The 24,419-nt window shown below is 61.9% G+C and carries 23 protein-coding genes and 1 other RNA gene; 10 read left to right on the top strand and 14 right to left on the bottom strand.

Annotated elements, in window-relative coordinates:
- Nucleotides 1-12: 12 nt before the first annotated feature.
- From H7A13_08835 to dapD, 3 genes are all read left to right on the top strand, one after another.
- Nucleotides 13-1,215 (top strand): succinyldiaminopimelate transaminase, encoded by a 1,203-nt coding sequence (locus tag H7A13_08835; GenBank protein ID MCP5333448.1) that lies wholly within the window; start codon nt 13-15, stop codon nt 1,213-1,215.
- Entirely contained in the window at nt 1,215-1,571 is a 357-nt protein-coding gene (locus H7A13_08830; GenBank protein MCP5333447.1) for a Spx/MgsR family RNA polymerase-binding regulatory protein, read from the top strand. The genes H7A13_08835 and H7A13_08830 overlap by 1 nt, the downstream gene beginning before the upstream one ends.
- Nucleotides 1,572-1,634: 63 nt before the next feature.
- On the top strand, nt 1,635-2,669 hold the full coding sequence (gene dapD / locus H7A13_08825) for a 2,3,4,5-tetrahydropyridine-2,6-dicarboxylate N-succinyltransferase (protein MCP5333446.1): 1,035 nt from the start codon (nt 1,635-1,637) through the stop codon (nt 2,667-2,669).
- Between the two features lie 27 nt (nt 2,670-2,696).
- Here dapD and H7A13_08820 read toward each other — a convergent pair whose 3' ends face one another.
- The 11 genes from H7A13_08820 to H7A13_08770 all read right to left on the bottom strand — a co-directional run bounded on the left by H7A13_08820 (nt 2,697) and on the right by H7A13_08770 (nt 10,565).
- On the bottom strand, nt 2,697-3,296 hold the full coding sequence (locus H7A13_08820) for a TIGR00645 family protein (GenBank protein MCP5333445.1): 600 nt from the start codon (nt 3,294-3,296) through the stop codon (nt 2,697-2,699).
- A gap of 127 nt (nt 3,297-3,423) precedes the next feature.
- Entirely contained in the window at nt 3,424-3,681 is a 258-nt protein-coding gene (locus H7A13_08815) for a YcgL domain-containing protein (protein ID MCP5333444.1), read from the bottom strand.
- Nucleotides 3,682-3,716: 35 nt separating this feature from the next.
- Nucleotides 3,717-4,841, bottom strand: a complete 1,125-nt coding sequence (gene rnd / locus H7A13_08810; protein ID MCP5333443.1) for a ribonuclease D — start codon at nt 4,839-4,841, stop codon at nt 3,717-3,719.
- Entirely contained in the window at nt 4,828-5,424 is a 597-nt protein-coding gene (gene recR / locus H7A13_08805; protein ID MCP5333442.1) for a recombination protein RecR, read from the bottom strand. Before recR ends, rnd begins: the two co-directional genes overlap by 14 nt.
- 20 nt (nt 5,425-5,444) lie before the next feature.
- The gene (locus H7A13_08800) at nt 5,445-5,768 is read right to left on the bottom strand and encodes a YbaB/EbfC family nucleoid-associated protein (GenBank protein ID MCP5333441.1); all 324 of its coding nucleotides are present in this window, start codon (nt 5,766-5,768) and stop codon (nt 5,445-5,447) included.
- A gap of 104 nt (nt 5,769-5,872) precedes the next feature.
- A complete protein-coding gene (gene dnaX / locus H7A13_08795) occupies nt 5,873-7,531 on the bottom strand; it encodes a DNA polymerase III subunit gamma/tau (protein ID MCP5333440.1) in 1,659 nt (552 codons plus the stop codon).
- 89 nt (nt 7,532-7,620) lie between these two features.
- Nucleotides 7,621-7,717: signal recognition particle sRNA small type (gene ffs / locus H7A13_08790), an RNA gene on the bottom strand.
- 89 nt (nt 7,718-7,806) lie between these two features.
- Nucleotides 7,807-8,622, bottom strand: a complete 816-nt coding sequence (gene trpC, locus H7A13_08785; GenBank protein MCP5333439.1) for an indole-3-glycerol phosphate synthase TrpC — start codon at nt 8,620-8,622, stop codon at nt 7,807-7,809.
- A complete protein-coding gene (gene trpD, locus H7A13_08780) occupies nt 8,619-9,647 on the bottom strand; it encodes an anthranilate phosphoribosyltransferase (GenBank protein MCP5333438.1) in 1,029 nt (342 codons plus the stop codon). The genes trpC and trpD overlap by 4 nt, the downstream gene beginning before the upstream one ends.
- Nucleotides 9,648-9,676: 29 nt before the next feature.
- Nucleotides 9,677-10,279, bottom strand: a complete 603-nt coding sequence (locus H7A13_08775; GenBank protein ID MCP5333437.1) for an aminodeoxychorismate/anthranilate synthase component II — start codon at nt 10,277-10,279, stop codon at nt 9,677-9,679.
- A complete protein-coding gene (locus H7A13_08770; protein MCP5333436.1) occupies nt 10,272-10,565 on the bottom strand; it encodes a hypothetical protein in 294 nt (97 codons plus the stop codon). Before H7A13_08770 ends, H7A13_08775 begins: the two co-directional genes overlap by 8 nt.
- Between H7A13_08770 and H7A13_08765 the strand changes: the two genes are divergently transcribed.
- The 5 genes from H7A13_08765 (at nt 10,559) to H7A13_08745 (ending at nt 17,791) form a co-directional block, all read left to right on the top strand.
- Nucleotides 10,559-10,711, top strand: a complete 153-nt coding sequence (locus H7A13_08765; protein ID MCP5333435.1) for a hypothetical protein — start codon at nt 10,559-10,561, stop codon at nt 10,709-10,711. The two genes, H7A13_08770 and H7A13_08765, sit on opposite strands and share 7 nt — an antisense overlap.
- Nucleotides 10,712-11,474: 763 nt before the next feature.
- Nucleotides 11,475-12,713 carry a TolC family protein gene (locus H7A13_08760; GenBank protein ID MCP5333434.1) on the top strand — a complete coding sequence of 413 codons (1,239 nt, stop codon included), beginning with the start codon at nt 11,475-11,477 and terminating at the stop codon, nt 12,711-12,713.
- A 10-nt stretch (nt 12,714-12,723) separates the two neighbouring features.
- A complete protein-coding gene (locus H7A13_08755; protein ID MCP5333433.1) occupies nt 12,724-13,914 on the top strand; it encodes an efflux RND transporter periplasmic adaptor subunit in 1,191 nt (396 codons plus the stop codon).
- Nucleotides 13,915-13,925: 11 nt separating this feature from the next.
- Nucleotides 13,926-17,210, top strand: coding sequence for a CusA/CzcA family heavy metal efflux RND transporter (locus tag H7A13_08750; protein ID MCP5333432.1), 3,285 nt, complete (start codon nt 13,926-13,928; stop codon nt 17,208-17,210).
- The gene (locus tag H7A13_08745; protein MCP5333431.1) at nt 17,207-17,791 is read left to right on the top strand and encodes a cation transporter; all 585 of its coding nucleotides are present in this window, start codon (nt 17,207-17,209) and stop codon (nt 17,789-17,791) included. The genes H7A13_08750 and H7A13_08745 overlap by 4 nt, the downstream gene beginning before the upstream one ends.
- A 960-nt stretch (nt 17,792-18,751) precedes the next feature.
- Here the strand turns inward: H7A13_08745 and H7A13_08740 are convergent.
- The 3 genes from H7A13_08740 to H7A13_08730 form a co-directional block, all read right to left on the bottom strand.
- Entirely contained in the window at nt 18,752-21,082 is a 2,331-nt protein-coding gene (locus tag H7A13_08740) for a heavy metal translocating P-type ATPase (protein MCP5333430.1), read from the bottom strand.
- A 96-nt stretch (nt 21,083-21,178) separates the two neighbouring features.
- Nucleotides 21,179-22,630, bottom strand: coding sequence for a heavy metal sensor histidine kinase (locus H7A13_08735; protein MCP5333429.1), 1,452 nt, complete (start codon nt 22,628-22,630; stop codon nt 21,179-21,181).
- Complete coding sequence (locus tag H7A13_08730; protein ID MCP5333428.1) at nt 22,620-23,303, bottom strand: heavy metal response regulator transcription factor; 684 nt, start codon at nt 23,301-23,303, stop codon at nt 22,620-22,622. Before H7A13_08730 ends, H7A13_08735 begins: the two co-directional genes overlap by 11 nt.
- Nucleotides 23,304-23,522: 219 nt before the next feature.
- On the opposite strand from H7A13_08730, the gene H7A13_08725 reads away from it, so the two are divergent.
- Entirely contained in the window at nt 23,523-23,768 is a 246-nt protein-coding gene (locus tag H7A13_08725; GenBank protein MCP5333427.1) for a DUF2933 domain-containing protein, read from the top strand.
- On the top strand, nt 23,758-24,417 hold the full coding sequence (locus tag H7A13_08720) for an isoprenylcysteine carboxylmethyltransferase family protein (GenBank protein MCP5333426.1): 660 nt from the start codon (nt 23,758-23,760) through the stop codon (nt 24,415-24,417). The genes H7A13_08725 and H7A13_08720 overlap by 11 nt, the downstream gene beginning before the upstream one ends.
- The last annotated feature ends 2 nt before the right edge of the window (nt 24,418-24,419 follow it).

Here is a 24,419-nt window from a genome sequence, read left to right as displayed (position 1 = left end):
CCGGACCCCGCGATGAATCCACGACTCGATCTGCTTCACCCCTATCCATTCGAAAAGCTGCGCGCACTGCTCGACGGAGTCACCCCGCCCGCCGCGCTGAAACCGATCTCCTGGTCGATCGGCGAGCCCAAACATCCGGCACCACCCTTCGTGCTCGAAACAGTGCGCCAGCATCTGGATGAGCTGGGGCTCTACCCACCGATCAACGGCATTGTCGAACTGCGCGAGGCGATCGCCGCCTGGGCCGGCCGCCGCTTCGACCTGCCGGCCGGCAGCCTCACCGCCGAACGGCATGTGCTGCCGGTGGCCGGCACCCGCGAAGCGCTGTTCTCGTTCGCCCAGGCAGTCATCAACAGCGAACGATCCAACCCGCTGGTGCTGATGCCCAACCCCTGCTACCAGATCTACGAAGGGGCCACGCTGCTGGCCGGCGCCACCCCGCGTTACCTGGCCAGCTCCTCCGCAACCGGCGGCCTGCCCGATCTCGATCAGGTCGATGCCGCCAGCTGGAACCGCTGCCAGCTCTTCTACCTCTGCTCGCCCGACAACCCCACCGGCGCCGTGGCCAGCCTCGACTACCTCTGCCACCTGATCACACTGGCTGAACGGCACGATTTCGTGATCGCGGCCGACGAGTGCTACAGCGAGCTCTATTTCGACGAGGCAGCTCCGCCACCGGGCATCCTGCAGGCGGCGGCCCGGCTGGGACTGACCGACTACGCACGGGTCATCGCCTTTCATTCGCTCTCCAAGCGCTCGAACCTGGCAGGTCTGCGCTCCGGCTTCGTCGCCGGGGATGCGCGCCTGATCGAGCGCTACCGGCTCTACCGCACCTACCATGGCGCGGCACTGCCGGTGCCGGTGCAGCGCGCCAGCATCGCTGCCTGGCAGGATGAGGCCCATGTGGTCGAAAACCGCGCCCGGTACCGGCAGAAATTCGCGGCGGTGCTCGACATTCTGAGAGGATCGCTCGATGTCGTCCGGCCGGGCGGCGGTTTCTACCTCTGGCCCAGGGTGCCGCTCGATGACCAGCAGTTCACCCGCGAGCTCTATCGCCAGCAGAAGCTGACGGTGGTGCCGGGCAGCTTTCTCTCCCGCGATGTGAATGGCGACAACCCCGGCGCCTGCCACGTCCGTCTGGCGCTGGTGGCCGAACTCGATGAGTGCATCGAGGGGGCAGAGCGGCTGCGCCGCTTCGTCGAGGGGTTGGGCTGATGCAACTGCCTACCGATGTGGTCCTGCATGGCATCAAGAGCTGCGACAGCTGCCGCGCCGCGCTGCGCTGGCTGCGTGACCATGGCGTTGCCCACCAGTTCCGTGACCTGCGGCAGGACGCCCCGCAGCGCACCGAACTGGTTGTCTGGCTGGAACGGCTCGGACCGGAACTGCTGAACCGCAAGAGCAGCAGTTGGCGACAGCTGCCTGAGTCGCTGCGCATCGATGTCGATGCCGACCGCACGATCGAGCTGCTGCTGGGGAACCCGACGCTGATGAAACGCCCGCTGCTGGAGTGGTCGGGCGGCCTGCTGCTCGGCTTCGATCCCGATCTCTATCAGCGGCAGTTGCGCTGACCACCGCACGCCCGCTCCCTTTCACTCCCCTGTCAGACCTGATTCCACCTCAAGGAGCCCTCGATGAATTCCGCACATTTTGCCCTCGGCTTTGGCATCGGCACCCAGGACAGCAGCGGCAACTGGCTCGAAGTCTACTACCCGGCCCCACTGCTCCACCCGGCACCGGGACTGGTCGAGGCCCTGAACAGCACGCTGGGCCAGGCCAGCGACAACCGGCTGATCGCCATGGATGCCGCCGGCTGGCGTGCCCTGGCCACGGCACTGAGTCAACAGCAGCAGGATGAGTCGGCACGACTGGCGGACCAGCTCGCCGCCAGCCACCGCCCCGGCTGCGTGATGCTGCTGGCCGAAGACAGCCCACCGACCTGCGTGCCCGAGGCCTACCTGAAGCTGCATCTGCTGTCGCACCGACTGGTCAAGCCGCACGGCATCAACCTGCAGGGGCTCTTCGGCGTGCTGCCCAATGTCGCCTGGAGCAGCGAGGGGGCCATCGCGGTCAGCGAGCTGCCGCAACGCCAGCTCGCCGCCCGCATCGCGGGGCGCACGCTGGTGGTCGATGCAGTCGACAAGTTCCCGCGGATGAGCGATTACGTGGTGCCCAAGGGGGTGCGCATCGCCGATGCCTCCCGGGTGCGGCTCGGCGCCTACCTGGGCGAGGGCACCACGGTCATGCACGAGGGCTTCATCAACTTCAATGCCGGCACGCTGGGCGAGAGCATGGTGGAGGGCAGAATCTCGGCCGGGGTCACCGTCGGCAAGGGCAGTGACCTGGGCGGCGGTTGCAGCACCATGGGCACCCTGTCGGGCGGCAACAGCGTCGTCATCTCGGTGGGCGAGAAGTGCCTGATCGGCGCCAATGCCGGCCTTGGCATTCCACTGGGTGACCGCTGCACCATCGAGGCCGGCCTCTACCTCACCGCCGGCAGCAAGGTGCTGCTGATCAGCGCCGATGGCGAACAGCGGCTGATCAAGGCGCGGGAGTTGGCCGGTCAGTCGGATCTGCTGTTCCTGCGCAATTCACAGAGCGGCGCCATCGAATGCCGCACCAACCGGCGCAGCATCGAACTCAATGCCGCACTGCATCTGAACAGTTGAGTCGTGGGCTGAGCGCAACCACCGGGCTCAATGTTCCGACAGCGATTTCTCAGCGTGTTGCGACACAGCACCACTCATGATGCGATCGGTCCAGGCGATGCCGAGCGCAGAGAGAATGAAGGCCAGATGGATGATGGTCTGCCACATGATGCCGTTCTCGGTGATGGTGGCGCACTTGACGCCGGCGGCGACACTGCTGCACTGCGGCAATACGCCGATCATGCCGGCCTCGATGAAGCTCTTGAGCAGGTGGATCGAAGAGATGCCGATGATGGCCAGCGCCAGCTTCACCTTGAGCACGGTGGCATTGACGTGCGAGAGCCACTCCGGCTGGTCCGGGTGTCCTTCGATGCCCAGCCGCGACACGAAGGTCTCATAGCCGCCGACGATCACCATGATCAGCAGGTTGGAGATCATCACCACATCGATCAGACCCAGCACGATCAGCATGATCTGCTGTTCGTTGAGTTCCAGAGCCCCATGCACCAAGTGCCAGAGCTCCTTGAAGAACAGCACCACATAGACGCCCTGTGCGGCGATCAGGCCGAAGTAGAGCGGCAATTGCAGCCAGCGTGAAGAGAAGATCAGCGCCGGCAGCGGTTTGATCCGCGGATTCTGCATGTTCAAGCCACCTCGATTCAGTCATGTGTCCGGAATTATAAAGCGCAAAGAGGCCAGGCGATCGGTGACCTGCTGTAAACCTCCCATGCTGTTTCGACTGGTCAGTGCTGCGATCCCGCCTGAACCGTGTTCTTTATCGTGGAGCAAGTGGATCAGGCTCGCGCGGCGGCGGCATCTGCAGGTAGAAACCCTGCTCGTCGAGGGCGCGCAGCACCTCGGCCGCGTCGACCCGCGCCAGCTTTTTATCGGGTTTCAGCCACAGCGTCATGGCCAGGTCGGTCGACCTGAACCAGCCCTGCAGCGCCGCCGGCAGATGGCCGAAGCCCTTGCCCCGGGTCAGATAGAGGTAGGCCCCTTCGCGCTTGTGGCTGCGAAACACCTCGACCAGGATCGGCGTTGCCGGTTGATGTTCACCCATCTGTCACCTCACTCCGTGGTCAGAAGATCGCCAATCGCTTCGAAGCGCCACCCTTCCAGCAGCCGCCGCGGCGGCTGCGCTGCCCCCGCGTCACTGCTGCTCACGACCCAGTCGCTCAGCTCGCGGCTGCTGGCCAGCAGCTCCACCGCGATGTCGAGCTGCTGGGCCCGTGCCCGCACCTGCTCCTTGAGACGCTGCAGGCGCACCTTCTGCCCGGTATCCAGCTGCGTCGAGAGCGGTGGCGGCTGCTGATCGGCCGGTTCGGTCCTGGCCGCTGCGATCAGTTGCAGCAGGGTCTGGCCATGGTGGCGGATCACCGAAGGGTGCAGCTCCGCAATGCCACTCAGACCAGAGAGATCGTTCGGCGCACGGCGAACGAGGTCGAGCAGCGCCCGGTCGGGTAGCACGAATCCACGCGGCAGGTCACGCCGGATCGCCTCGACCTCTCGCCATGCCGCCAGCGACCGGGCAATCGCCAGCTCGGCCGATGAGAGCGGCTGGGCCGCGCGCAGATGCAGATAACGCTCCTGCGGCAGGATCGGCCGCTCGGCCTCTTGCAGCGTGCGCTCCATCTCCAGCTCGAACCAGCGCAAATGGCCACGCTGCTGCAGCCGCTGATGCAGCCACTGGTGCAATGCATGCAGATGGATCACATCCTGCGCGGCATAGTGCTTCTGCGACGGGGTCAGTGGCCGGTTCAGCCAGTCTGAGCGGCTTTCGCCCTTTTCGAGGGTGACGCCGAGCAGTTGCTCGACCAGCCGCTGGTAACCGATGCTGAAACCGAGACCGACGAAGGCCGCCGCCACCTGGGTGTCGAACAGCGGACGCGGCACCGCGTCGAACAGCCGCCGGCACACTTCGAGATCCTCACCGGCAGCATGGAACACCTTGAGTTGCTGCGGATCGGTCAGGCAGTCGGCCAGCGGCTGCCAGCGGCTCAGCGTCAAGGGATCGATCAACAGATGGTGCCGGCCATCCGAGAGCTGCAACAGCGCCGGCTGCGGATGGTAGGTGCGCACCCGGATGAACTCGGTGTCGAGCGCCAGCACGGCGGTGCCGGCCAGCCGCTCGCACCACTGCACCAATTCGGCATCGTGGCTCACTTCGACGAAGGGCGGCTCAGAAGCGTTCAAACTGTTTTCTTCCGCTCAGCGCGCGCGCCAGGGTGCCGGCATCGACATATTCGAGCTCCCCACCGAGCGGCACCCCCTGCGCGATGCGGGTCACACTGATGTCGGGACGCAAGCCTTCGGCAATGAAATGCGAGGTCGCCTCGCCCTCGATGGTGGCACTGGTGGCCAGAATCACCTCGCAGATCGGCTCTTCGGCCAGCCGCCGCCACAGCAGATCGAGTGCCAACTCGTCGGCACCCACCCCATCGAGCGGCGAGAGGCGACCCATCAGCACGAAATAGAGCCCGCGATAACCGCCCGACTGTTCGAGCGCCAACATGTCGGCCGGGGTTTCGACGATGCAGAGCAGGCTCTGATCGCGCCGGGAATCGGCACAGACCGCGCAGAGCGGCTGCTCGGTGAAGTTGCGGCAGCGCGTGCAGTGGCCCACCTCATTGAGGCAGCGAATCAAGGCCTCGGCCAGCCGCAGCCCGCCGGAGCGGTTGCGCTCGAGCAGGTGCATCACCATGCGCTGCGACGACTTCTGCCCGACACCGGGCAGACAGCGCAGCGCGCTGGCAAGCTGATTGATCAGTTCACTCATCGGCGTGCTGTCAGTCCGCCTCAGAACGGCATCTTGAAGCCGCCGGGAAGATTCAGCCCCGCCGACAGGCTGCTGATCTTGTCGCGGCTAGCCTCCTCGACCCGACGCACGGCATCATTGACCGCGGCAGCCAGCAGATCCTCCAGCATCTCTTTCTCTTCCTGCAGCAGCGCAGGGTCGATCTCGACCCGCTTCACGTCGTGGCGCCCGGTCATGGTCACCTTCACCAATCCGGCCCCCGACTCACCGCACACCTGCAGATTGGCCAGCTCATCCTGGGTCTTCTGCATCTGCTCCTGAAGCTTCTGCGCCTGCTTCATCAAATCGCCAATGCCCGGTTTCATCGGTTGCTCCTGAAGAGATCAAGAAAGTGAGGCGGGCCATTATAGCCTGCCGCGTCCGGTCGGCATCGCCACGCGCTGGCTACAACCGACTTGGGCTGTGAGAGTCAGCCCACCTCGATCGACTCATGGTCGAGGCTCGATCCCTCGAAGCGGGCCAGCAGGGCCTTGACCTTCGGATCGGCTTCCAGCCGGGCGATGGCCCGCTCGCGTGCTTCGCGCTGCTGCCGTTCACGCGAGCGCAGCGGGGTTTCGCCCTGAATCGGACCCAGCTCGAACTCCACCTTGACCGATTGACCCAGGTGGCGCGACAGCGCCTCACCGATGCGCCCGACATGGGGCCCATCGAGCAGGGCCGAGTGCGCCGGATCGATGCGCAGTCGCCAACCCTGCGCCGTCTGCGCGACCAGCTCGGCATGGGCGGCCAGGTTGGCACTCATCCCGCTCAGGTCGAGCTTGCCACACAGCCCGATCCACTGTTCACCGAGCGCAGTGGCCTCTGGCTGTGACGCGGGTGGCGTGACCGCGGCGGGCGGCGGTGGTGGAGCCGGAGCAATTGCCGCAGGTGCGATGGGTCTGCTGGATGGTGCGGGGCTGCCCGGCACATCGAGCAGCGCCGTGGCCGAGCGCTGCGGCTCAATCAGGGGCTTTTTTTTTTCCGCCGCGCTGTCAGGCGTGCCGTCGTCGGGGCGGAAGGCCAGCATCCGCAGCAGCACCATCTCGAAGCCGCTGCGCGGTTCCGGTGCCAGCGGCAGGTCGCGCCGGCCATGCAGGGCAATCTGGTAATAGAGCTGAAGCTCCTCGGCGGCCATCTGCGCCGCCAGGGCCGTGACCGCCTCACCATCCCACCAGTGGCCATGGAGCGTGCCCGGCGCCACCTGCGCCAGCGTCAGTTGATGCAGCAGCCCGATCAGCTCATCGAGCACCAGCCGATAGTCCGGCCCATGGCCAGCGAGCTGCTCGACTTCATCCAGCAGTTGCACGGCATTGCCGCCAACCACCGCCTGCAGCAGTTGCAGCACCGACTGCTGATCGACATGGCCCAGCATCTGCCGCACGTCTGCCTCATTCAACTGGCCACCGCCAAAGGCAATGGCCTGATCGGTGAGGCTCAGCGCGTCACGCAGGCTGCCATTGGCTGCCCGTCCCAGCATCTTCAGCGACCCGTCGTCATGTGCGATGCCTTCGAGGTCGAGCACCCGGTGCAGGTGATCGGCAATCAGTGCCGGCGGAATGTCCTTCAGATGCAGTTGCAGGCAGCGCGACAGGACCGTCAGCGGCAGCTTCTTCGGGTCGGTGGTGGCAAACAGGAACTTGACATGGGCCGGCGGCTCTTCCAGCGTCTTCAGCAGCGCATTGAAGCTGTGGCCGGAGAGCATGTGCACCTCGTCGATCAGGTAGATCTTGAAGCGTCCCAGTGACGGTGTGTACTGCACGTTCTCCAGCAGCTCGCGGGTGTCCTCGACCTTGGTGCGCGAAGCCGCATCGACCTCGATCAGATCGATGAACCGCCCTTCGTTGATCGCCACGCAACTGGCGCACTGGTCGCAAGGAGTGGAGGAGACCCCCTGCTCGCAGTTGAGACATTTGGCCAGAATGCGGGCAATCGAGGTCTTGCCGACGCCGCGCGAGCCGGTGAAGAGGTAGGCGTGGTGCAGACGGTCATGGTCGAGCGCATGGGCCAGCGCGCGCAGCACGCTCTGCTGTCCCACCGTCTGCTCGAAGTTGCGCGGGCGCCATTTACGCGCCAGGACCTGATAGCTCATGTTGACGCAACAGCTGATTGAAATTCGGGAAGACCCGGCGGGGATGGCCGGCGGCGCGATGCAGCCTGCGCCGCAGATCGGGAGGCAGCCCCTACCAGCCACACCCCGGCACCTGCATCAGCCACTACCGTTGCTCCCTTCCGGGCCTGGCGGGGTTCGCAGCCTAGCAGTGCGAGGGGACCGGTAGGGACCACCATGGCACTTCACCGACGACCCCGGATTCCCATCCGCAACCACGGCGAAGCGGGCGATTCTGCCGCAATCCCCAGCTGAACTCAAGGCGAGACCAGCCGGAGCGGCCCAAAGAGCTGCGCCAGCCGCGCGCCCGGATCATCGGCGCGCATCAGCGACTCGCCCACCAGAAAGGCCGCCACGCCGTGCGCACGCATCGCAGCCACATCCGCGTCGGTGTGGATGCCACTCTCGGTGACGACACGGCGCCCGGCCGGAATCAGCGGCAGCAGCGCCCAGGTGGTTTCGAGCCGGGTCTGGAAGCTGTGCAGGTCACGGTTGTTGATGCCGATCAGCGATGTGTCGAGTTGCAGTGCCCGCTCCAGCTCGGCGCGGTCATGCACCTCGACCAGGATGTCGAGCCCCTGCTCACGCGCCACATCGGCCAGTTCGAGCAGTCGTGACTGATCGAGCGCCGCCACGATCAGCAGGATGCAGTCGGCCCCCAGAACCCGGGACTCCACCACCTGATAGGGGTCGATCAGAAAATCCTTGCGCAGCACCGGCAACGCGCAGGCCGCGCGCGCCTGTTGCAGGTACTCATCGGCACCCTGAAAGAAATCGCGGTCGGTCAGCACCGACAGCGCGGCGGCGCCGCCGGCCTCATAACTGCGGGCCAGCGCCGGCGGGTCGAAGTCGGCGCGAATCAACCCCTTGCTCGGCGACGCCTTCTTGATCTCGGCAATGACCGCCGCGCTGCCGGCGTCGATCTTCTGCTCGATCGCCGCGGCAAAACCGCGCAGCGCCGGGGCTGTCCTGGCCAGACGCTCCAGTTCGCCGAATGAAACCTGCTGGCGCCGCTGCGCCACCTCCTCGACCTTGCGCGCCAGAATCTTGTCGAGAATGGTCGGCGCACTCATGCATTCGTCTCCATGCAGCGGGTCACCTCGACCAGCTCCGCCAGCTTCTCCAGCGCCAGCCCCGTGGCAATGGTGTCATCGGCCATCATCACCCCCTCTTTCAGATCGCGCGCCACCCCGGCCACATAGAGCGCCGCACCGGCATTGAAGGCGATCAGCTCTGCCGCCAGCGCGGCCTTGCCGGCCAACGCAGCGCGGATCAGCGCCAGACTCTCTTCGGCATTGCCGACCCGCAGCCCATCCTGCGCGGCGCCATGCAAACCCACCTGCTGCGGGGTGACCCGGTATTCGATCACTTCACCATCGCGCAGCTCGGCCACCAGCGTGGGCGCGGCCAGCGAGAACTCATCGAGCCCATCCTCGGCGTGAACCACCAGCGCATGGTCGCTGCCCAGATCGCGCAACACCTCGGCCAGCGGCCGCAGCCAGTGGCGATCGAAGACACCCAGCACCTGCCGGCGCACGCCGGCCGGGTTGGTGAGCGGACCCAGCAGATTGAACAGCGTGCGAATCGCCAGCTCGCGCCGCGGGCCGATGGCATGCTTCATCGCGCCATGGTGGACCGGCGCGAACATGAAACCCACCCCCACCTCATCGACACAGCGTGCCACCTGCACCGCAGAGAGATCGAGCCGCACCCCCGCCGCTTCGAGCAGGTCGGCGCTGCCGCTTTTGCTCGACACCGAACGGTTGCCATGCTTGGCCACCTTGCCACCGGCGGCGGCCACCACCAGCGCGGCGGCGGTCGAGACATTGAACAGGCCGGCGGCATCGCCGCCGGTGCCGCAGGTGTCGACCGCGTTCGCGGCGCGAATCGGCACCGGCGTCACCAGCTCGCGCATCACCCGTGCCGCGGCGGCAATCTCATCGACCGTCTCCCCTTTCATGCGCAGCGCCACCAGAATCGCGCCGATCTGCGCGGCGCTCGCCTGTCCGGTCATGATCAGCCGCATCACCTGCGCCATCTCGACCGCAGTGAGATCATGCCGTTCGACCAGCCGGGCAATGGCCTGCGGCAGGGTCATGTCGGTGGGCATCGAACCGTTCGGGCTGCTCACTGCCGCCGCCCGCCCTGCTGGGCAAGAAAGTTGCGCAGCAGCGCATGTCCGCCTTCGGTCAGGATCGACTCGGGATGAAACTGCACCCCCTCGACGCTGAACTCACGGTGGCGCACCCCCATGATCTCCTCGATCCGCCCCGACTCATCCTCGGTCCAGGCGGTCACTTCGAGCACCGACGGCAATGACGACTGCTCGATCACCAGTGAGTGGTAGCGGGTGGCCACGAACGGATTGGGCAGCCCGGCAAACACCCCCTGACCACGGTGATGCACCAGCGACGTCTTGCCATGCATCACCCGACCGGCACGCACCACCCGGCCACCAAAGGCCTGACCGATGCCCTGATGGCCGAGACAGATGCCGAGAATCGGCAGGCGACCGGCAAAGTGGCGAATCGCCGGCACCGAGATGCCCGCCTCGTTCGGCGTGCAGGGGCCGGGCGAGATCACCAGATGGGAGGGCGCCAGCCGCTCGATTCCCGCCATGTCGATCTCGTCATTGCGCACCACGACCACCTCGGCACCCAACTCGCCGAGATACTGCACGACGTTGTAGGTGAAGGAGTCATAGTTGTCGATCATTAGCAGCTTAGCCATGATAACCTCTTGTTTTAACGGTATTTTCTATCTTAAAACCATGGCTGTTATACACTTCATTATACACATCAGCAGTGGATTTCAGCAGAACGATCGCCGAAAACCAGTCTTGATAGGGAAAAGTGGGCATGGAAGGCACTACTGTACTTGTGCTTGGCTGCGACACAGCTACCCGCAAGAACTTGCAATAAACCGCCCGAGCCGACCACTCCTCAATAACCGCGCGCACGGCCGCGCCCCACGATGCCGCGCGCAAGGTGTCGATAAGGGAGGTTTTTAATGGCATCGGGCAATCTCCTGGGTCTTGGAGCCGCCGTGCCGGAGAGTCATCTGCTGAATCTTGCCCACCGATACGGCGGCAAGGTGCGGGTCGAGGCCGCAACGACATGCCGCTTCCTACTGGAAGCGCCACCATTGAGCAATATTGATTGAAGCGGTACGAGTCATAGCAGACCGAGGTTCAGTTAACCAGGAAGATGCGATGCGGCAGCGAAGTCCCCACGACAGCTTCATATCCGGGTAATAATAACATGCAACCTCTTTCCCGTCTAATAGCTGAACCTGTAGGGTGTCGCTCTACGCGATCTAGTCTTCCGTCTTGCTGCTGTGACCACAATTAAGAAGTATCAAAGCCGCTCAAATAAGAACGCCCCATCAGAACGATGCATGGCGTTGGGTATAATCCAATCACAGGTCTTCGGTTCAGCCGTCCGCATGGCTCGATCAGGGCGACAGCTTGGGTCGCATTATTGCGAAGTTAGCCTTTTCTCGGTATCGTATTGCGATGGTGCGCATTTTACTTGGACATAGGCTGGCGGTACTGGCGTTGCTTCTTGCAACGTTTGTGGTCATTCCTATGGCCGATGCGGTCTTGTGCGCATCTGAGGGTGTCGATACGCATTCGTACGTTGATTTGCACGATGACGATGGCGACAGCCGGAGCAACAAAGGTTTCGGGGCCGACTATGAACATGACGCCTGCAGTCACGGACATTGCCACCATACACAAGCTCACGTTCCTCCGCCTTTTGCACCTAAAGCCGCCTCCCTTCACCTAACGCATCAACAACCAGCTAATGATGCTATCGCGTCACACACGCCTGATGGATTGAGGCGCCCCCCCAAAGCCTGACGAATCCGGGCCGTGCTCCTTGCACGATCGTTTCGTCAACTCGTTTAGCTTTGGGAGTTTTTCATGTCTATGTCGTTCGGCCGACCGTTATACGCGGTTGGCTTCGCTGTGGTCGCAATAACACTCACGCTGGCATCGCCAGCACGGGCCGCGCCAGCCCCGTCCTATGAAACGCTGGTCGAGAATCTCGATCAGACCCCGGCGACACTTGAAGCCGAAGCGTTGCTCGACGCCGCCAACGCGCGCGCGCATCAGGCCCGTGCATTACCTAATCCTTCTGTCAGCCTGGAGGCCGAGAACATCTATGGTGACACGCCATTTTCTGGCTATGACGCCGCGGAGTCCACGTTCTCTATCAGCCAACCTCTCGAGTTGTGGGGACAGCGAGGTGCACGTATCGATGCTGCGCGGGCGGAAGCCGAAGCGGCAGCTCTGCGCCGCGATCAATCGCGATGGGCGGTGGCAGGCCGCTTGGCGCTGATCTATGCCGAGGCGGAAGCCGCTTCCTTGCAGTATGAGTTATCCGTCGAGGCGTTATCACTGACGCAGGCGGATGCAAGTGCGTTGATGGTTCTCGTAGAAGAAGGTCGTGAGCCTGCGCTTCGCGGCATCCAAGCCGAAAGCGAGGTGGAGTCGGCTCGCGCCATCGTGGACGAAACACGAGCAAACCGAGATGCCGCTTTCGCACGCCTCGCCGCAGTGGCGATGCTAAGCGAGCCAGTCACATCCATTGAAACCAGCCTGCTAGCTCGCGCACCCAACCCCTTCGCATTGGACGTACACAATCCCTTGGCCGTTCAGATTGCCGAGGCCGAACTGAATGCGGCGGGTCAATCCGTAACCGTGGAACGATTGCGTGCTCGTCCCGACGTGACCGCATCGCTCGGTGTTCGGCGATTCCAAGAATACGACTCCCAGGCGCTTTCGTTCGGCATCAGCGTATCTGTTCCGCTGTTCGATAGGAATAAGGGCGCTATCAGCGCAGCGCGTGCCGAGCAGCGAGCTGCCGAGGCGCGGCTGGCCGGTTTAAAACTGGAGGCCCAAGCAGATCGCAGCGCTGCACAAGCCCGCCTCAATGCATCGATCACCCGTACACGAGCTGCCGATAACGGCGTCGCTGCTGCTGACGAAGCTTACCGCCTTGCACGCACTGGCTTCGATGCCGGGCGCATCTCACAGCTGGAGCTGCGCAGCATACGGTCTGCGCTGATCGCCGCACGCAATGCCGCCGTGATGGCACGCCTGGCGCGCGTCCGTGCAGAAGTCGAACTCGCGCGCCTTGATGGCCGCACCCCATTTTGAGGAAGCATCAATGACATCCAAAAATATCCGGCTCCTCTGTGGAGCAGCCCTACTTGTTGCCTTTGCTACCGGCTTCGGCTTTGCCCAGCTCATCCCCCTTTCGGAGCCCGCTGCTCATGTCGAGGATGATGAGCACGCCACTCACAATGATTCTGACCATCAGGACCAGCACGAGAATGCGCCATCCGAGGAAGGCGTCGTCACATTGACAGCGAGGCAAATCGCAGCGTCGGGTATCAGCATCGCGAGCGTGGGCCGCGGCGGCGGCGGTGCCGAGTATCGACTGTCAGGCCGAGTCGAGCCTTCGGTGGGTGCTCGGGCAGTCGTGGCGGCGGTCACGGACGGAAGGGTCGAGGAAATACACGTCGCTCCAGGCTCATCGGTGGAAGCCGGTCAGCTCCTGGCGGTCATGGTCAGTGGTGATGCAGCTGCATTGCGTGCAAACGCCGATGCCGCCGTTGCCGAGGCAGAAGCTGCGCACCTTGTTTATCAGCGCGACTTGAATCTCCTCGAACAGGGGATTGTCGCTCGTCAAGACATGGAGACCTCCCGCGCCCGATCACTCGCCGCCGATGCGGCGGCAAGGGCAGCACAAGCGAAGGTTGCGGCGGGTGGCTCACCGGATGCCTCGGGGCGCCTCAGTGTTGTCAGCCCAATCGCGGGTGTAGTCAGCGCGGTCAGTATCACGGCAGGTGGTTTCGTCGCATCAGGTGGCACCGTCGCAGAGATTTCCGATCCGGCCCGAGTGGAGCTGGTGTTCAGCGCCCCTCCCGCGTTGGCCTCCGAAGTAACCGCTGGAACTCGCCTCCAAGTCACAGGCCCTTCCGACAGCTTCGAAGCCGTGGTCGTGGGCGTAGCCGCCAATGCGCGTGAGCAAAGCGGTGCAGCCGTCATTCGCGCGCGATCGACCTCAAGCGCCCTACCACCTGCCGGGTCTCCTGTGACCGGAACTGTCGTCACGAACGATCAGGAAGGTGGATTGATCGTCCCCGCCGACGCCGTTCAAACCGTGGAGGGTCGATCGGTAGTCTTCGTAGCCGAGGACAACGGCTTTCGCGTCACGCCGGTGCTCGCGGGCCGGCGCGCGGGCGGGTACATCGAGATCCTCAACGGGCTGTCTGGCGAGGAACGCATTGCCAGCACGAATGCATTCCTGCTGAAAGCCGAACTCGCCAAGGGCGAGGCCGAGCACGGCCACTGAGGATTACCCATATGTTCAAGTTTATTATCGAAACAGCGGTCCGCTTCCGATGGGCCGTGGTCTTCGTCGCGACGCTCATCGCGGCCTATGGCCTGTTCCAGCTCACCAAGCTCCCCATTGATGCCGTGCCGGACATCACCAACCGCCAGGTGCAGATCAACACCATCGCACCAGCGCTCGCGCCCGGTCAGATCGAACGCCAGGTCACCTATCCACTTGAAACGGCCTTGGCCGGCATCCCGGGTCTGACCAGCACGCGCTCGATCTCGCGCAACGGATTCTCCCAGATCACAGCCATCTTCACCGACCAGACCGACATTTACTTCGCACGCCAGCAAGTGGCTGAACGTATGCGCGAAGTGCTGGAGGATTTGCCCGAAGGGGTGACGCCGATGATGTCGCCGGTAACCACCGGGCTGGGCGAAGTCTTGATGTGGACGGTGGATTTCACGCCGCTCGATCCCGAGAACGTCGGTCAACCGAATGAACCGGGCTGGCAGGCCAACGAGGTGTATCTGACACCGGAAGGCGACCGCCTCACCACGCCAGAGGAGCGTGCCACCTACCTGCGCACAGTGCAGGACTGGATTATCGCACCGCAGATGCGCTCGGCTCCCGGGCTCGCGGGCGTCGACACCATCGGTGGCTACGTCAAGGAATACGCCATCCGTCCGAATGCCGAACGGCTTGCAGCCTACGGTCTCGGCCTAGGCGATCTCGTGCAGGCGCTTGAACGTTCCAACGTCCAGGCGGGTGCCGGATTCATCCAGCGTGCTGGCGAGGGTCTGATCGTTCGGACCGATGCCCTTGCGCAGACTGTCGACGATCTGGCGCAGGCGCCTGTCGCCAATCGCGACGGCTTCGTCATCCGGGTCTCGGATGTGGCGAGTGTCGGTCTGGGACGGGCGCCGCGCCTGGGCGCCGCCTCGCGCGATGGACACGAAGCCGTGCTTGGCACTGCATTGATGATCGCCGACGGCAATAGCCGCACCGTGGCGCAGGCCGCGGCCGAACGCCTTGTCGAAGTCAATCGCTCCCTGCCGCCGGACATCGTGGCCGAACCCGTGCTCGACCGCAGCGAGCTGGTGAATTCCACGATCAAGACGGTCGCCAAGAACCTGACCGAAGGCGCGCTGCTGGTCATCGCTGTGCTGTTCCTGTTGCTGGGCAACTTCCGCGCGGCGGCTATCACCGCATTGGTGATCCCGTTGTCATTCCTGTTCGCAGTGATCGGCATGAACCGCTTCGGGATCAGCGGCAACCTGATGAGCCTTGGCGCGCTCGATTTCGGCATCCTCGTCGATGGTGCGGTGATCGTAATCGAGGCGACGCTGCTTATGCTTGGCCAAAAGCGGGCCGAATTGGGTCGTGCATTGTCCGCAGGCGAGCGGCTGGGCGTGGCGATCCAGGCGGCGCGCAAAATGGTGCGGCCCGCTGCCTTCGGCCAGACCATCATCCTACTGGTATTCGCACCGATCCTCACGTTGGAAGGCGTCGAGGGCAAGACCTTCCAGCCCATGGCGGCGACCCTCATGCTTGCCTTGGTCGGCGCATTCATCCTTTCGTTCACCTTTGTACCGGCGATGGCGGCGCTGTTCGTGCGAGAACCCAAGACCAAGTCCGAACATACCCCGGAGCAAGAACATGGACATGAGCATGAACACGGACATGATGGCGAGCATGAAACTCGCCTCATCCGTTACGTGCGCGGCAAGGTAGAACCGGTCATCCGCATCGCGGTCACGCGGCCACGTACCGTATTTGCAGGCGCTGTTCTCATGCTCGCGATCGGTTTGATGTCTTTCATCTCGCTGGGTCGCGAGTTCATGCCCACGCTCGACGAAGGCAACCTCGCGATGCAGGCCCTGCGGGTTCCTTCTGCTTCGCTTGAGCAATCGCTGTCGATGCAGCTTGCCCTGGAGAGGGCGCTGACGAGTGAGCCGGAAGTGAGGACCATCTTCTCACGCACGGGTACGGCGGAAGCGGCCATCGATCCGATGCCGGTCAACATCTCCGACAGCGTGATCGTGCTCAAGCCGCGCTCGGAATGGCCCGACCAATCGCTGGACAAGGAAGAGCTGATCAGCCGACTAGAGTCCATCGTCGGCAACCAGATCGGCAATGCGTTCGAGTTCAGTCAACCCATCGAACTGCGTTTCAACGAGCTGATTTCCGGCGTGCGTACCGACCTGGCCGTCATGGTCTTCGGCGACGACTTCGACATCATGCAGAGAGCTGCGGATCAGATCGCACTCACGCTGCGTGGCGTAGAGGGTGCCGCCGACGTGCGCGTGGAGCAGGTCTCGGGACTGCCGACGCTCACGGTGCGGGTCGATCACGCCGCCGCCGCCCAGTACGGCTTGACGGCTGCCGATGTCAGCGAAGCGGTCGCGACCGGCATCGGCGGCACCTCGGCAGGCAAGATCTTTGAGGGCGATCGCCGCTTCGATGTGGTGATTCGGTTTGACGAGGACGCGCGCAATGACCCGGCACAGCTAGCTGCCCTGCCCATCGTCGCGCCGGACGGTACGGTGGTGCCGCTCTCCTCGGTCGCGCAAATCGGAGTCAGCGAAGGCCCTAACCAGATCAGCCGAAACAATGGTAGCCGGAGGATCGTGGTACAGGCAAACGTACGTGGCCGCGATCTGGGCGGGTTCGTGGGGGAGGCACAGACTGCGGTGGCCGATGTGTCGCTTCCAGCAGGCGTATACATGACCTGGGGAGGGCAGTTCGAGAACCTGCAACGCGCAGAAGCACGACTAATGCTGGTGGTCCCGATCGTGTTCCTGCTGATCGGAACCCTGCTGTACATGGCACTGGGCACGATCCGTGAAGCCGCACTGGTGTTCGTCTGCGTGCCATTGGCGCTGGTAGGAGGTGCATTGGCGCTGCTGCTGCGTGACATGCCTTTCTCCGTGTCGGCCGCTGTGGGTTTCATCGCCGTGTCGGGAGTGGCGACACTCAACGGCCTGGTGCTGATGCAGGCGATTCGCGAACGCCTGACCGCTGGCGATTCACCGCTGGAGGCCGCTGCCGCCGGCGCGGCCAGTCGCCTGCGTGCGGTGCTGACCACGGCGCTCGTTGCGATCGTCGGCTTCATCCCGATGGCGATCGCTACCGGCTCCGGGGCCGAGGTGCAAAAGCCGCTGGCCACCGTCGTCATCGGTGGTCTGATCACGGCTACTGTACTGACCTTGCTGGTATTGCCAACCTTCGCCGCGCGAGCTACGAAGCCGAGGGTCAATAGCACTGCCAGTTCAGAAGGGACCGCTAAACCGCTGGAGTCCGCGCCATGAAGTCTGATCTGACCCATCAGAAAACCGTTCTGCTGCAAGTATTGCTGTGGAACCTTGCCCTGTTTGTCGGGCTCGGCGTGGTCGGCTGGTTGGCCGACTCCAGCGCGTTACTCGCCAACGCCCTCGATAATGGGTCAGATGCGGCCGTCTATCTACTGAGCTATCTCGCCATAGACAGGCGTTCCGCATGGAAGCGCTCAGCAGCGACGGTGTCCGGGGTAATGCTGCTACTGTTCGCTATCGTCGTCATAGCGGATGTCTTCAGGCGCTGGACCTATGGTGCTGAACCGCTAGGCCCGGTGATGATGGTGATGGCATTGATGGCGGGCGCTATTAACCTCTGGTGCCTCGCCCTGCTGCGGCGCGTCCGTTCCAGTGACATCAACTTGAAGGCGGCCGAGACCTTCAGCTTCAACGATTTCATTTCCAATGGGGGGGTGATCGTCGCAGGCGGGCTTGTGCTCTGGCTCGGCTCGTCCTGGCCGGATCTCGTAGTAGGAGCCCTAATTGCAACAGTCGCCTTAAAGGGAGGAGTTGAAATTCTGAAAAACGTACGCGAGGACAGGAAATCACGTGAGTAAATTCACCAGGCCAATTGCGATGCAAATGTCGGATGGACGACTGCATTGTTCCGCCTTCGCCGCGCGAGCTGCGAAGCCACACATCAATAGAGGGGCCAGCGCATGACGAACATACTGCGCCTCACTCTGTGCTTACGACACCAGCGATATCATTCGTGTGCCACGACGATGTGAGTAGACATCATAAAGCGCAGCTCGTTGCCGTCGCGGTAATGTTGGACGGCTTTTCGTGTGTCCTCCTTGACAGCTTCGACCAGTTCAGCCCGGACTATGGAGTCTAGCTGTGCGAATAACGGCACTGCCACAGGCCAGATCCAGCACGCGCGCACTGCGCTGCGGGCCGACAATCTCAAGCAATATCCGTGTGAATGGATCAGCCATAGCTGGGCTGAGGTAGTGCTCATAAGTTTCTGCCGGGCTCGGCGCGTCGTTAGTCATTTACTTGCTCCTTGGTCCGTTAGTCGTCCAACCCGATCTTCTCAAACCACAGGGCGAAGCGTGCAAGATACCCTCGGCCTATCGTTTTCTCATACATGGTCCACGTTGTACCGGGCAGCTGCTCCGTTTTTTTAAGCGCGTCATCCATAAAGATTGAGATACCGAGCATGCCGAGCGAGCCAGAAGAAGCGCATGGCTCGTAATGGCAATTCGATGCGACGCATAGTCGAGCCACGGTACGATGATTGCCACTGTTGGCGGTATAGCCTGACCAGCAGCTAAAAGGGAGAGCTGAACGATGGCACACCAAAAATATGCATCTTATATCGGAACCCGTTACCAGTGCGCGGCGGCCTGTAGCTCTCGAATTTTAATTACAAACGTTAACCGCCCATATGCCCGACAGGACGTTTCGGTCAGCCGCTATCAGCTCTGGTCGGCGCTGGTGTCCTTGCCAACTACAAGCCTGGTGCTAGTGGAGATTCCTGATTTGCCTTAGATAGCTTCAAGGTATCGCTTGATTTAGGTTGATCTGCGAAGCCGGAGGGCATTGAACACCACTGACGCCGAACTCAAGCTCATCGCCAATGCGGCAAACATAGGCGAAAGAAGAAGGCCGGCAAATGGGTACAAGACGCCTGCTGCAAGCGGTACGCCCAGCGCGTTGTAAACAAATGCGAAGCCGAGGTTCTGCTTCATATTGGTGACGGTCTTCTCCGATAGGAAGCGAGCCGTAGAAATGCCGCGCAGGTCCCCTTGCACGAGAGTGACTTGTGCGCTGTTCATGGCCACATCGGTTCCGGTTCCCATGGCGATGCCGACATTCGCCTTGGCAAGGGCCGGCGCATCATTGATGCCGTCGCCTGCCATCGCAACAATCCGTCCTTCGGACTGCAGCTTATTGACCAAATCGAGCTTGTCACTCGGCGTCACTTCACCATGAATCTCGTCGATGCCCAGCCGTTCCGCAACAGCCTTCGCTGTCGAGACACCATCGCCGGTCGCCATAATGAGGCGGATTCCCGCTGCCTTCAGAGCCTCCACGGCTTCAGGCGTGGTCTGCTTGATGGGGTCAGAAACAGCCAGCAAGCCGGCGAGTGTGCCATCCACCGCCAGATACATAACGCTGGCTCCCGTTTTCCGGAAGGTTTCAGCAGTGCCGCTCAACTCGGCGACATCGACCTTCTCGTGCTCCATGAGCGCCGTGTTACCCAGGGCCAGCATTTTGCCGTCAACCCGACCACGTACACCGATCCCGCTACCGGATTCAAATTCATCGACCGGGCTGAGGATCAGTCCGCGTTCCCGAGCGGCAGTGACGATCGCGTCAGCAAGGGGATGTTCGCTACCTTGATCCAAGCTGGCCGCAATTTGCAGGACTTCATCAGCGGCAAAGTCGCCAGCGGGAACGGCTTGATCGAAGGCCGGGCGGCCTTCGGTCAAAGTGCCCGTCTTATCAACGATGAGCGTATCGACTTTCCGCAGATTCTCTATTGCTGCAGCATCGCGGAACAGCACGCCCTGGGTGGCGCCGCGGCCCGTTGCCACCATGACAGACATCGGCGTCGCGAGCCCCAGCGCACAAGGGCACGCGATGATCAATACAGCCACTGCGTTAATCAAGCCATAAACCCAACTTGGCTGTGGACCGAAAACGCCCCAGACAAACAGTGTTGCGATAGCGATCACGACTACAGCCATCACAAAGTAACCGGCCACCAGGTCAGCCATCCGCTGCATTGGCGCACGAGTGCGCTGAGCCTGTGTAACCAGCTGGACGATTTGCGACAGCACCGTGGCTGAGCCTACTTTCTCTGCTCGTATCACCAGTGCGCCAGACGTATTCATGGTCGCACCAATAACTTTGTCACCGGGGCCTTTGCTTACGGGTAGAGACTCCCCTGTAAGCATGGACTCATCAAGGGAGCTGGCGCCTTCTTCGACAACCCCATCAACGGGTACCTTTTCGCCGGGGCGCACCCGCAAGCGATCACCTTCGTGAACATGCGTCAGCGGCACATCCTCTTCGGTGCCGTCTGCGTTGATACGGCGCGCCGTTTTGGGCGCCAGACCCAGCAAGGATCTGATCGCGGCAGAGGTTTGCGATCGGGCGCGGAGTTCGAGAACCTGGCCGAACAGGGTTAGCGAGATGATGACCACCGCAGCTTCGAAGTAAACGCCGACGCGCCCCATCGACTGGAAGGTTTCTGGGAAGCTGCCCGGCGCCACCGTTGCAATCGTGCTGTAGATGAATGCCGCTCCCGTACCTAAACCAATGAGCGTCCACATATTAGGGCTGCGATTGATGACCGATTGCCAGCCGCGTACAAAAAATGGCTGCCCTGCCCACAACACCACCGGCAATGACAAGACGAGCTCGATCCATGTCTGCATGCCTATGTTGAACCAGCCAAGTTGGGGACCGAACATGGCCAGCACGGTGACGACGATGGTGAAAGGCAGCGTCCACCAGAATCGTCGAGAAAAATCTCTCAGTTCTGGGTTGTCGTCGTCCAGGGTGGGCATGAGCGGCTCGAGTGCCATCCCACACTTGGGACAGGTTCCTGGATGGTCCTGTTGAATTTCAGGATGCATCGGGCAGGTGTAGATTGTACCAGGCTCTACTTGTCCGGCAGATTCTTCTTTATTTCGTGGTGCAGTGAATTTCTCAGGCTCGCTTTCGAACGTGTGCATACACTTTGCACTGCAAAAATAAAAAGACTTTTCGTCATGTGCAACGTGATAGGGAGACTCTTCTGTTACATTCATCCCGCACACAGGATCAGTAAGCTGCGACCCGAAGTCCTGTTTTTTTACGGCCTGATTATGGGACCGTTCATTGTTCTCCGCCATGACTATAAGACCTCTTCAGGAATAAGCGATACTTCGCGACTTAATGTGCGAGCACGAACCCATCCGCGCGTCGCGACGAATACAATATTTTTCGGGTTACCTATCGTTTAGCGTAGCTTTGGTCGCAAACATAGGGTTACAAAAAGTATGCGGTATCGTGATGACAAAGCGCGTAAGGCTGTCATCCGACTCCGCATGGATTCTACCCTTGTGCGCCTCGACGATAGTCTTGACAATCGCCAGGCCCAACCCCGCGCCTTCACCTTTGCTCTGACGTGAAGGATCAACGCGGTAGAAGCGATCAAAGATTTGAGATAATGCTTGTCGCGGAATCTTTGGTCCGGGGTTTTCGACACTGATCGTGGTAGCTCCCACATCTTGATGCAGTCGAACAGTAATGCTTGCGCCGCGCGGCGTGTAACGGATCGCATTGGAAAGGAGATTGCTGAGTGCGCGGCGAAGCATTTCTCGATCAGCCTGTATCGGTGCTGCGCGCCCCTTGAGCTGCAACGAGACACCCCGATCTTCTACCCATGCCTCGAAATACTCGAACAATCCCTGGGTCGCTTCGGTGAGGTCCACGGTCTCCAGATAGAGATCGTCCGGGGCGTTCTCGGTCTGTGCCAGAAACAGCATGTCGTTGATCATCCGATTCAGGCGCCCGAATTCCTCTAGGTTCGAGTAAAGAATTTCCCGGTACTCATCAGCGGAACGGGGCTGACCCACCGCCACTTCCGTCTGAGTGGTCAGGTTGGTGACTGGCGTGCGCAGTTCATGGGCGATGTCGGCGGAGACATTGGCGAGTTGGGCGTATCCCTCCTCGATGCGCCCGAGCATAGCGTTGAACGAGGCGATGGTCTCTTCCAGTTCGATCGGTACTTCCTTCGGGTCCAATCGCATGTACAACTTGGAAGAGGTGATCGCTCGAATCTTTTCGTTGGCCCTGCGAATCGGTTTGTGCCCCCAGCGAACCGCACTCCAGGCCACCAGGATCGCAATGCACATGACGATGCAGACCGTCCACCACTGGATGCGTTTAAAACTCCTGATGAAGGTGAGATGGCCGCCGATATCCATCGCAACGGCTATCGTATATCTCTCACCCTGGGTTTCATCGCCGCTGATCTGTAAAACGGCTCCGCGATAGTGGGTCTCGTTTTCTTCCCATATCGCCATTTTCTGCTCACTTGCGAGATCGATTGGCCGCTCATTCGCGGCAAAGCGTGCCAGATCGGGACCACTCCTGGGAGCATAGAGTGTTTCTCCGGCAGCATTGGCCACATAGTAGTAGACGCCATGGTGCCCGCGGACTGCACGCTGCAAGGCCTGCGCGTCGCTGTTGTCATGCACCTCACCTAGCGCTCGGATCACCGAACTGGCTATCACCCCCAATTCTTCTTCGTCCATCTCGGCGAAGTGCTGATCCAGCGATCTGACACTGATCCAGTTGAATATCAGGAATACCACCAGCATCGCGAGGCCGACTAACCAGGTCACCCGCGATGCGAGTGACGCTGGACGATGGGCGATAGCAGATCTATTCGTCATCCGGAACATCCAGCGTATAGCCCATGCCCCGGACGGTATGAATGAGCTTGGGTTCGAAGTCATCGTCGATCTTTGCCCGCAACCGACGAATCGCGACATCGATCACATTGGTGTCGCTGTCGAAGTTCATGTCCCAGACCTGGGACGCGATCAGCGAACGCGGCAACACTTCACCCTGACGACGCGCCAACAACTCAAGTAGCGCGAACTCCTTGTTGGTCAGATTGATACGCCGTCCGCCGCGGATCGCCCGCCGCCGTGCCAGGTCCAGTTCGAGATCCACGATCTGCATGCGGTCGCGATGGCCGGGCGTGGCGCCGCGACGCAGCAGAGTGCGCACGCGAGCGAGCAACTCCGCAAAGGCAAACGGCTTGACCAGGTAATCGTCGGCTCCCAGCTCCAGCCCCTGCACGCGATCATCCACATGGCCACGTGCGGTCAGGAACAACACAGGAACCTGGTTGCCCGCGGCCCTGACCGACTGCAGGATGCGCCAGCCGTCTATATCAGGCAGCATGACATCGAGAATGATCAGGTCGTAGGCTTCCGTCATGGCCATGTGGTGACCATCGAGCCCGGTGCGTGCCAGGTCGACGACAAACCCTGCTTCCATAAGGCCCTGACGAACGTAGTCCGCCGTCTTGTTCTCGTCTTCGACAACCAGCAGTTTCATCGTTGCTTCACTCATGCGGCGCCCGGCCACTCATGACAGGCGAATCGGGGCAGGTGGCTTCAACCAGCAATCTACCTGGCCGGACCTGCCAGGATGATGACGTATAGATTACAAAAATGTAATTATCATGTCACCAGAATGACAGTGACAGCTCCATAGGATAAGCATCGAAACTGGCGTGAAATCTCCTTCCAGACGCCACGACTATGGAGCTTTTCTATGAGCAGCCCACCCGATCAAAAGCGCGGCTTCTGGCGCAGCCCCGCAGGCTTTGTCCTATGCGTATTCCTCTTTATCGCCGGGTTATTTCTCTGGCTTGAACACCGGATTCATATCCTCGGGGCGTGGCCGTTCTTTCTGCCCCTGCTGATCTGCATCGGCATGCACTTCTTCCTGCACCGGAATCATGGTGGGCATGGCAACCACAGCAGCCACGACCATCGGAACGATCGCGATGCACGGTGACGTCCCAGCCTACGGCCTGTGGTTTCTGGCCCTCGTGAACGCGGGCATCTTCATCCTGTTTGCCTTCAGTTTCTTCAAGCCCAAGACGGCCCAGGATTGGCGCTCACTGGGGGCGTTCTCCGCCTTCATCGTCGCCCTGTTCGTGGAAATGTACGGCTTCCCGCTGACTCTCTATCTGCTGGCGGGCTGGATAGGCAGCCGGTTCCCGGAACTCGACCCGCTATCCCACGATGCAGGCCACCTGTGGCCCGCGCTGTTTGGCTGGACGATGGACCCGCACTGGAGCCCCTTCCACATACTGAGCTATGTGCTGATCGGCGGTGGATTTCTTCTCATTGCCAACGGCTGGCGGATACTCCATGAGGCCCAACGCGCCGGCTCGCTGGCGACAACAGGGCCTTACGCCCAGGTGCGGCATCCGCAGTACCTGGGATTCGCGCTCATCATGATCGGCTTCTTCTTTCAATGGCCGACGCTGGTCACCGGCCTGATGCTGCCGGTGCTGCTCGTCATGTACTGGCGTCTCGCCAAGCGGGAAGAACGCGACGTGGAAACGGCGTTTGGCGACGTGTATCGCCGCTATGCGCAAGAAGTTCCGGCATTCCTGCCCCGGCTTGGCAGGCTGTTCAAAGAAAGAAAAGAGGCCTAATC

The sequence above is a fragment of the Pseudomonadales bacterium genome, from assembly GCA_024234215.1.
Lineage (GTDB): Bacteria > Pseudomonadota > Gammaproteobacteria > Pseudomonadales > UBA5862 > JACKOQ01.
This window is presented reverse-complemented; position numbering and strand designations above follow the sequence as displayed.

Excerpts from the sequence above, each read along its gene's own strand:
- H7A13_08835 (MCP5333448.1), top strand. The coding sequence starts at position 13 with ATGAATCCACGACTCGATCTGCTTCACCCCTATCCATTCGAAAAGCTG.
- H7A13_08830 (MCP5333447.1), top strand. The coding sequence starts at position 1,215 with ATGCAACTGCCTACCGATGTGGTCCTGCATGGCATCAAGAGCTGCGAC.
- dapD (MCP5333446.1), top strand. The coding sequence starts at position 1,635 with ATGAATTCCGCACATTTTGCCCTCGGCTTTGGCATCGGCACCCAGGAC.
- recR (MCP5333442.1), bottom strand. The coding sequence starts at position 5,424 with ATGAGTGAACTGATCAATCAGCTTGCCAGCGCGCTGCGCTGTCTGCCC.
- H7A13_08800 (MCP5333441.1), bottom strand. The coding sequence starts at position 5,768 with ATGAAACCGGGCATTGGCGATTTGATGAAGCAGGCGCAGAAGCTTCAG.
- dnaX (MCP5333440.1), bottom strand. The coding sequence starts at position 7,531 with ATGAGCTATCAGGTCCTGGCGCGTAAATGGCGCCCGCGCAACTTCGAG.
- trpC (MCP5333439.1), bottom strand. The coding sequence starts at position 8,622 with ATGAGTGCGCCGACCATTCTCGACAAGATTCTGGCGCGCAAGGTCGAG.
- trpD (MCP5333438.1), bottom strand. The coding sequence starts at position 9,647 with ATGACCCTGCCGCAGGCCATTGCCCGGCTGGTCGAACGGCATGATCTC.
- H7A13_08775 (MCP5333437.1), bottom strand. The coding sequence starts at position 10,279 with ATGGCTAAGCTGCTAATGATCGACAACTATGACTCCTTCACCTACAAC.
- H7A13_08765 (MCP5333435.1), top strand. The coding sequence starts at position 10,559 with ATGGCATCGGGCAATCTCCTGGGTCTTGGAGCCGCCGTGCCGGAGAGT.
- H7A13_08770 (MCP5333436.1), bottom strand. The coding sequence starts at position 10,565 with ATGCCATTAAAAACCTCCCTTATCGACACCTTGCGCGCGGCATCGTGG.
- H7A13_08760 (MCP5333434.1), top strand. The coding sequence starts at position 11,475 with ATGTCTATGTCGTTCGGCCGACCGTTATACGCGGTTGGCTTCGCTGTG.
- H7A13_08755 (MCP5333433.1), top strand. The coding sequence starts at position 12,724 with ATGACATCCAAAAATATCCGGCTCCTCTGTGGAGCAGCCCTACTTGTT.
- H7A13_08750 (MCP5333432.1), top strand. The coding sequence starts at position 13,926 with ATGTTCAAGTTTATTATCGAAACAGCGGTCCGCTTCCGATGGGCCGTG.
- H7A13_08745 (MCP5333431.1), top strand. The coding sequence starts at position 17,207 with ATGAAGTCTGATCTGACCCATCAGAAAACCGTTCTGCTGCAAGTATTG.
- H7A13_08740 (MCP5333430.1), bottom strand. The coding sequence starts at position 21,082 with ATGGCGGAGAACAATGAACGGTCCCATAATCAGGCCGTAAAAAAACAG.
- H7A13_08735 (MCP5333429.1), bottom strand. The coding sequence starts at position 22,630 with ATGACGAATAGATCTGCTATCGCCCATCGTCCAGCGTCACTCGCATCG.
- H7A13_08730 (MCP5333428.1), bottom strand. The coding sequence starts at position 23,303 with ATGAAACTGCTGGTTGTCGAAGACGAGAACAAGACGGCGGACTACGTT.
- H7A13_08725 (MCP5333427.1), top strand. The coding sequence starts at position 23,523 with ATGAGCAGCCCACCCGATCAAAAGCGCGGCTTCTGGCGCAGCCCCGCA.
- H7A13_08720 (MCP5333426.1), top strand. The coding sequence starts at position 23,758 with ATGCACGGTGACGTCCCAGCCTACGGCCTGTGGTTTCTGGCCCTCGTG.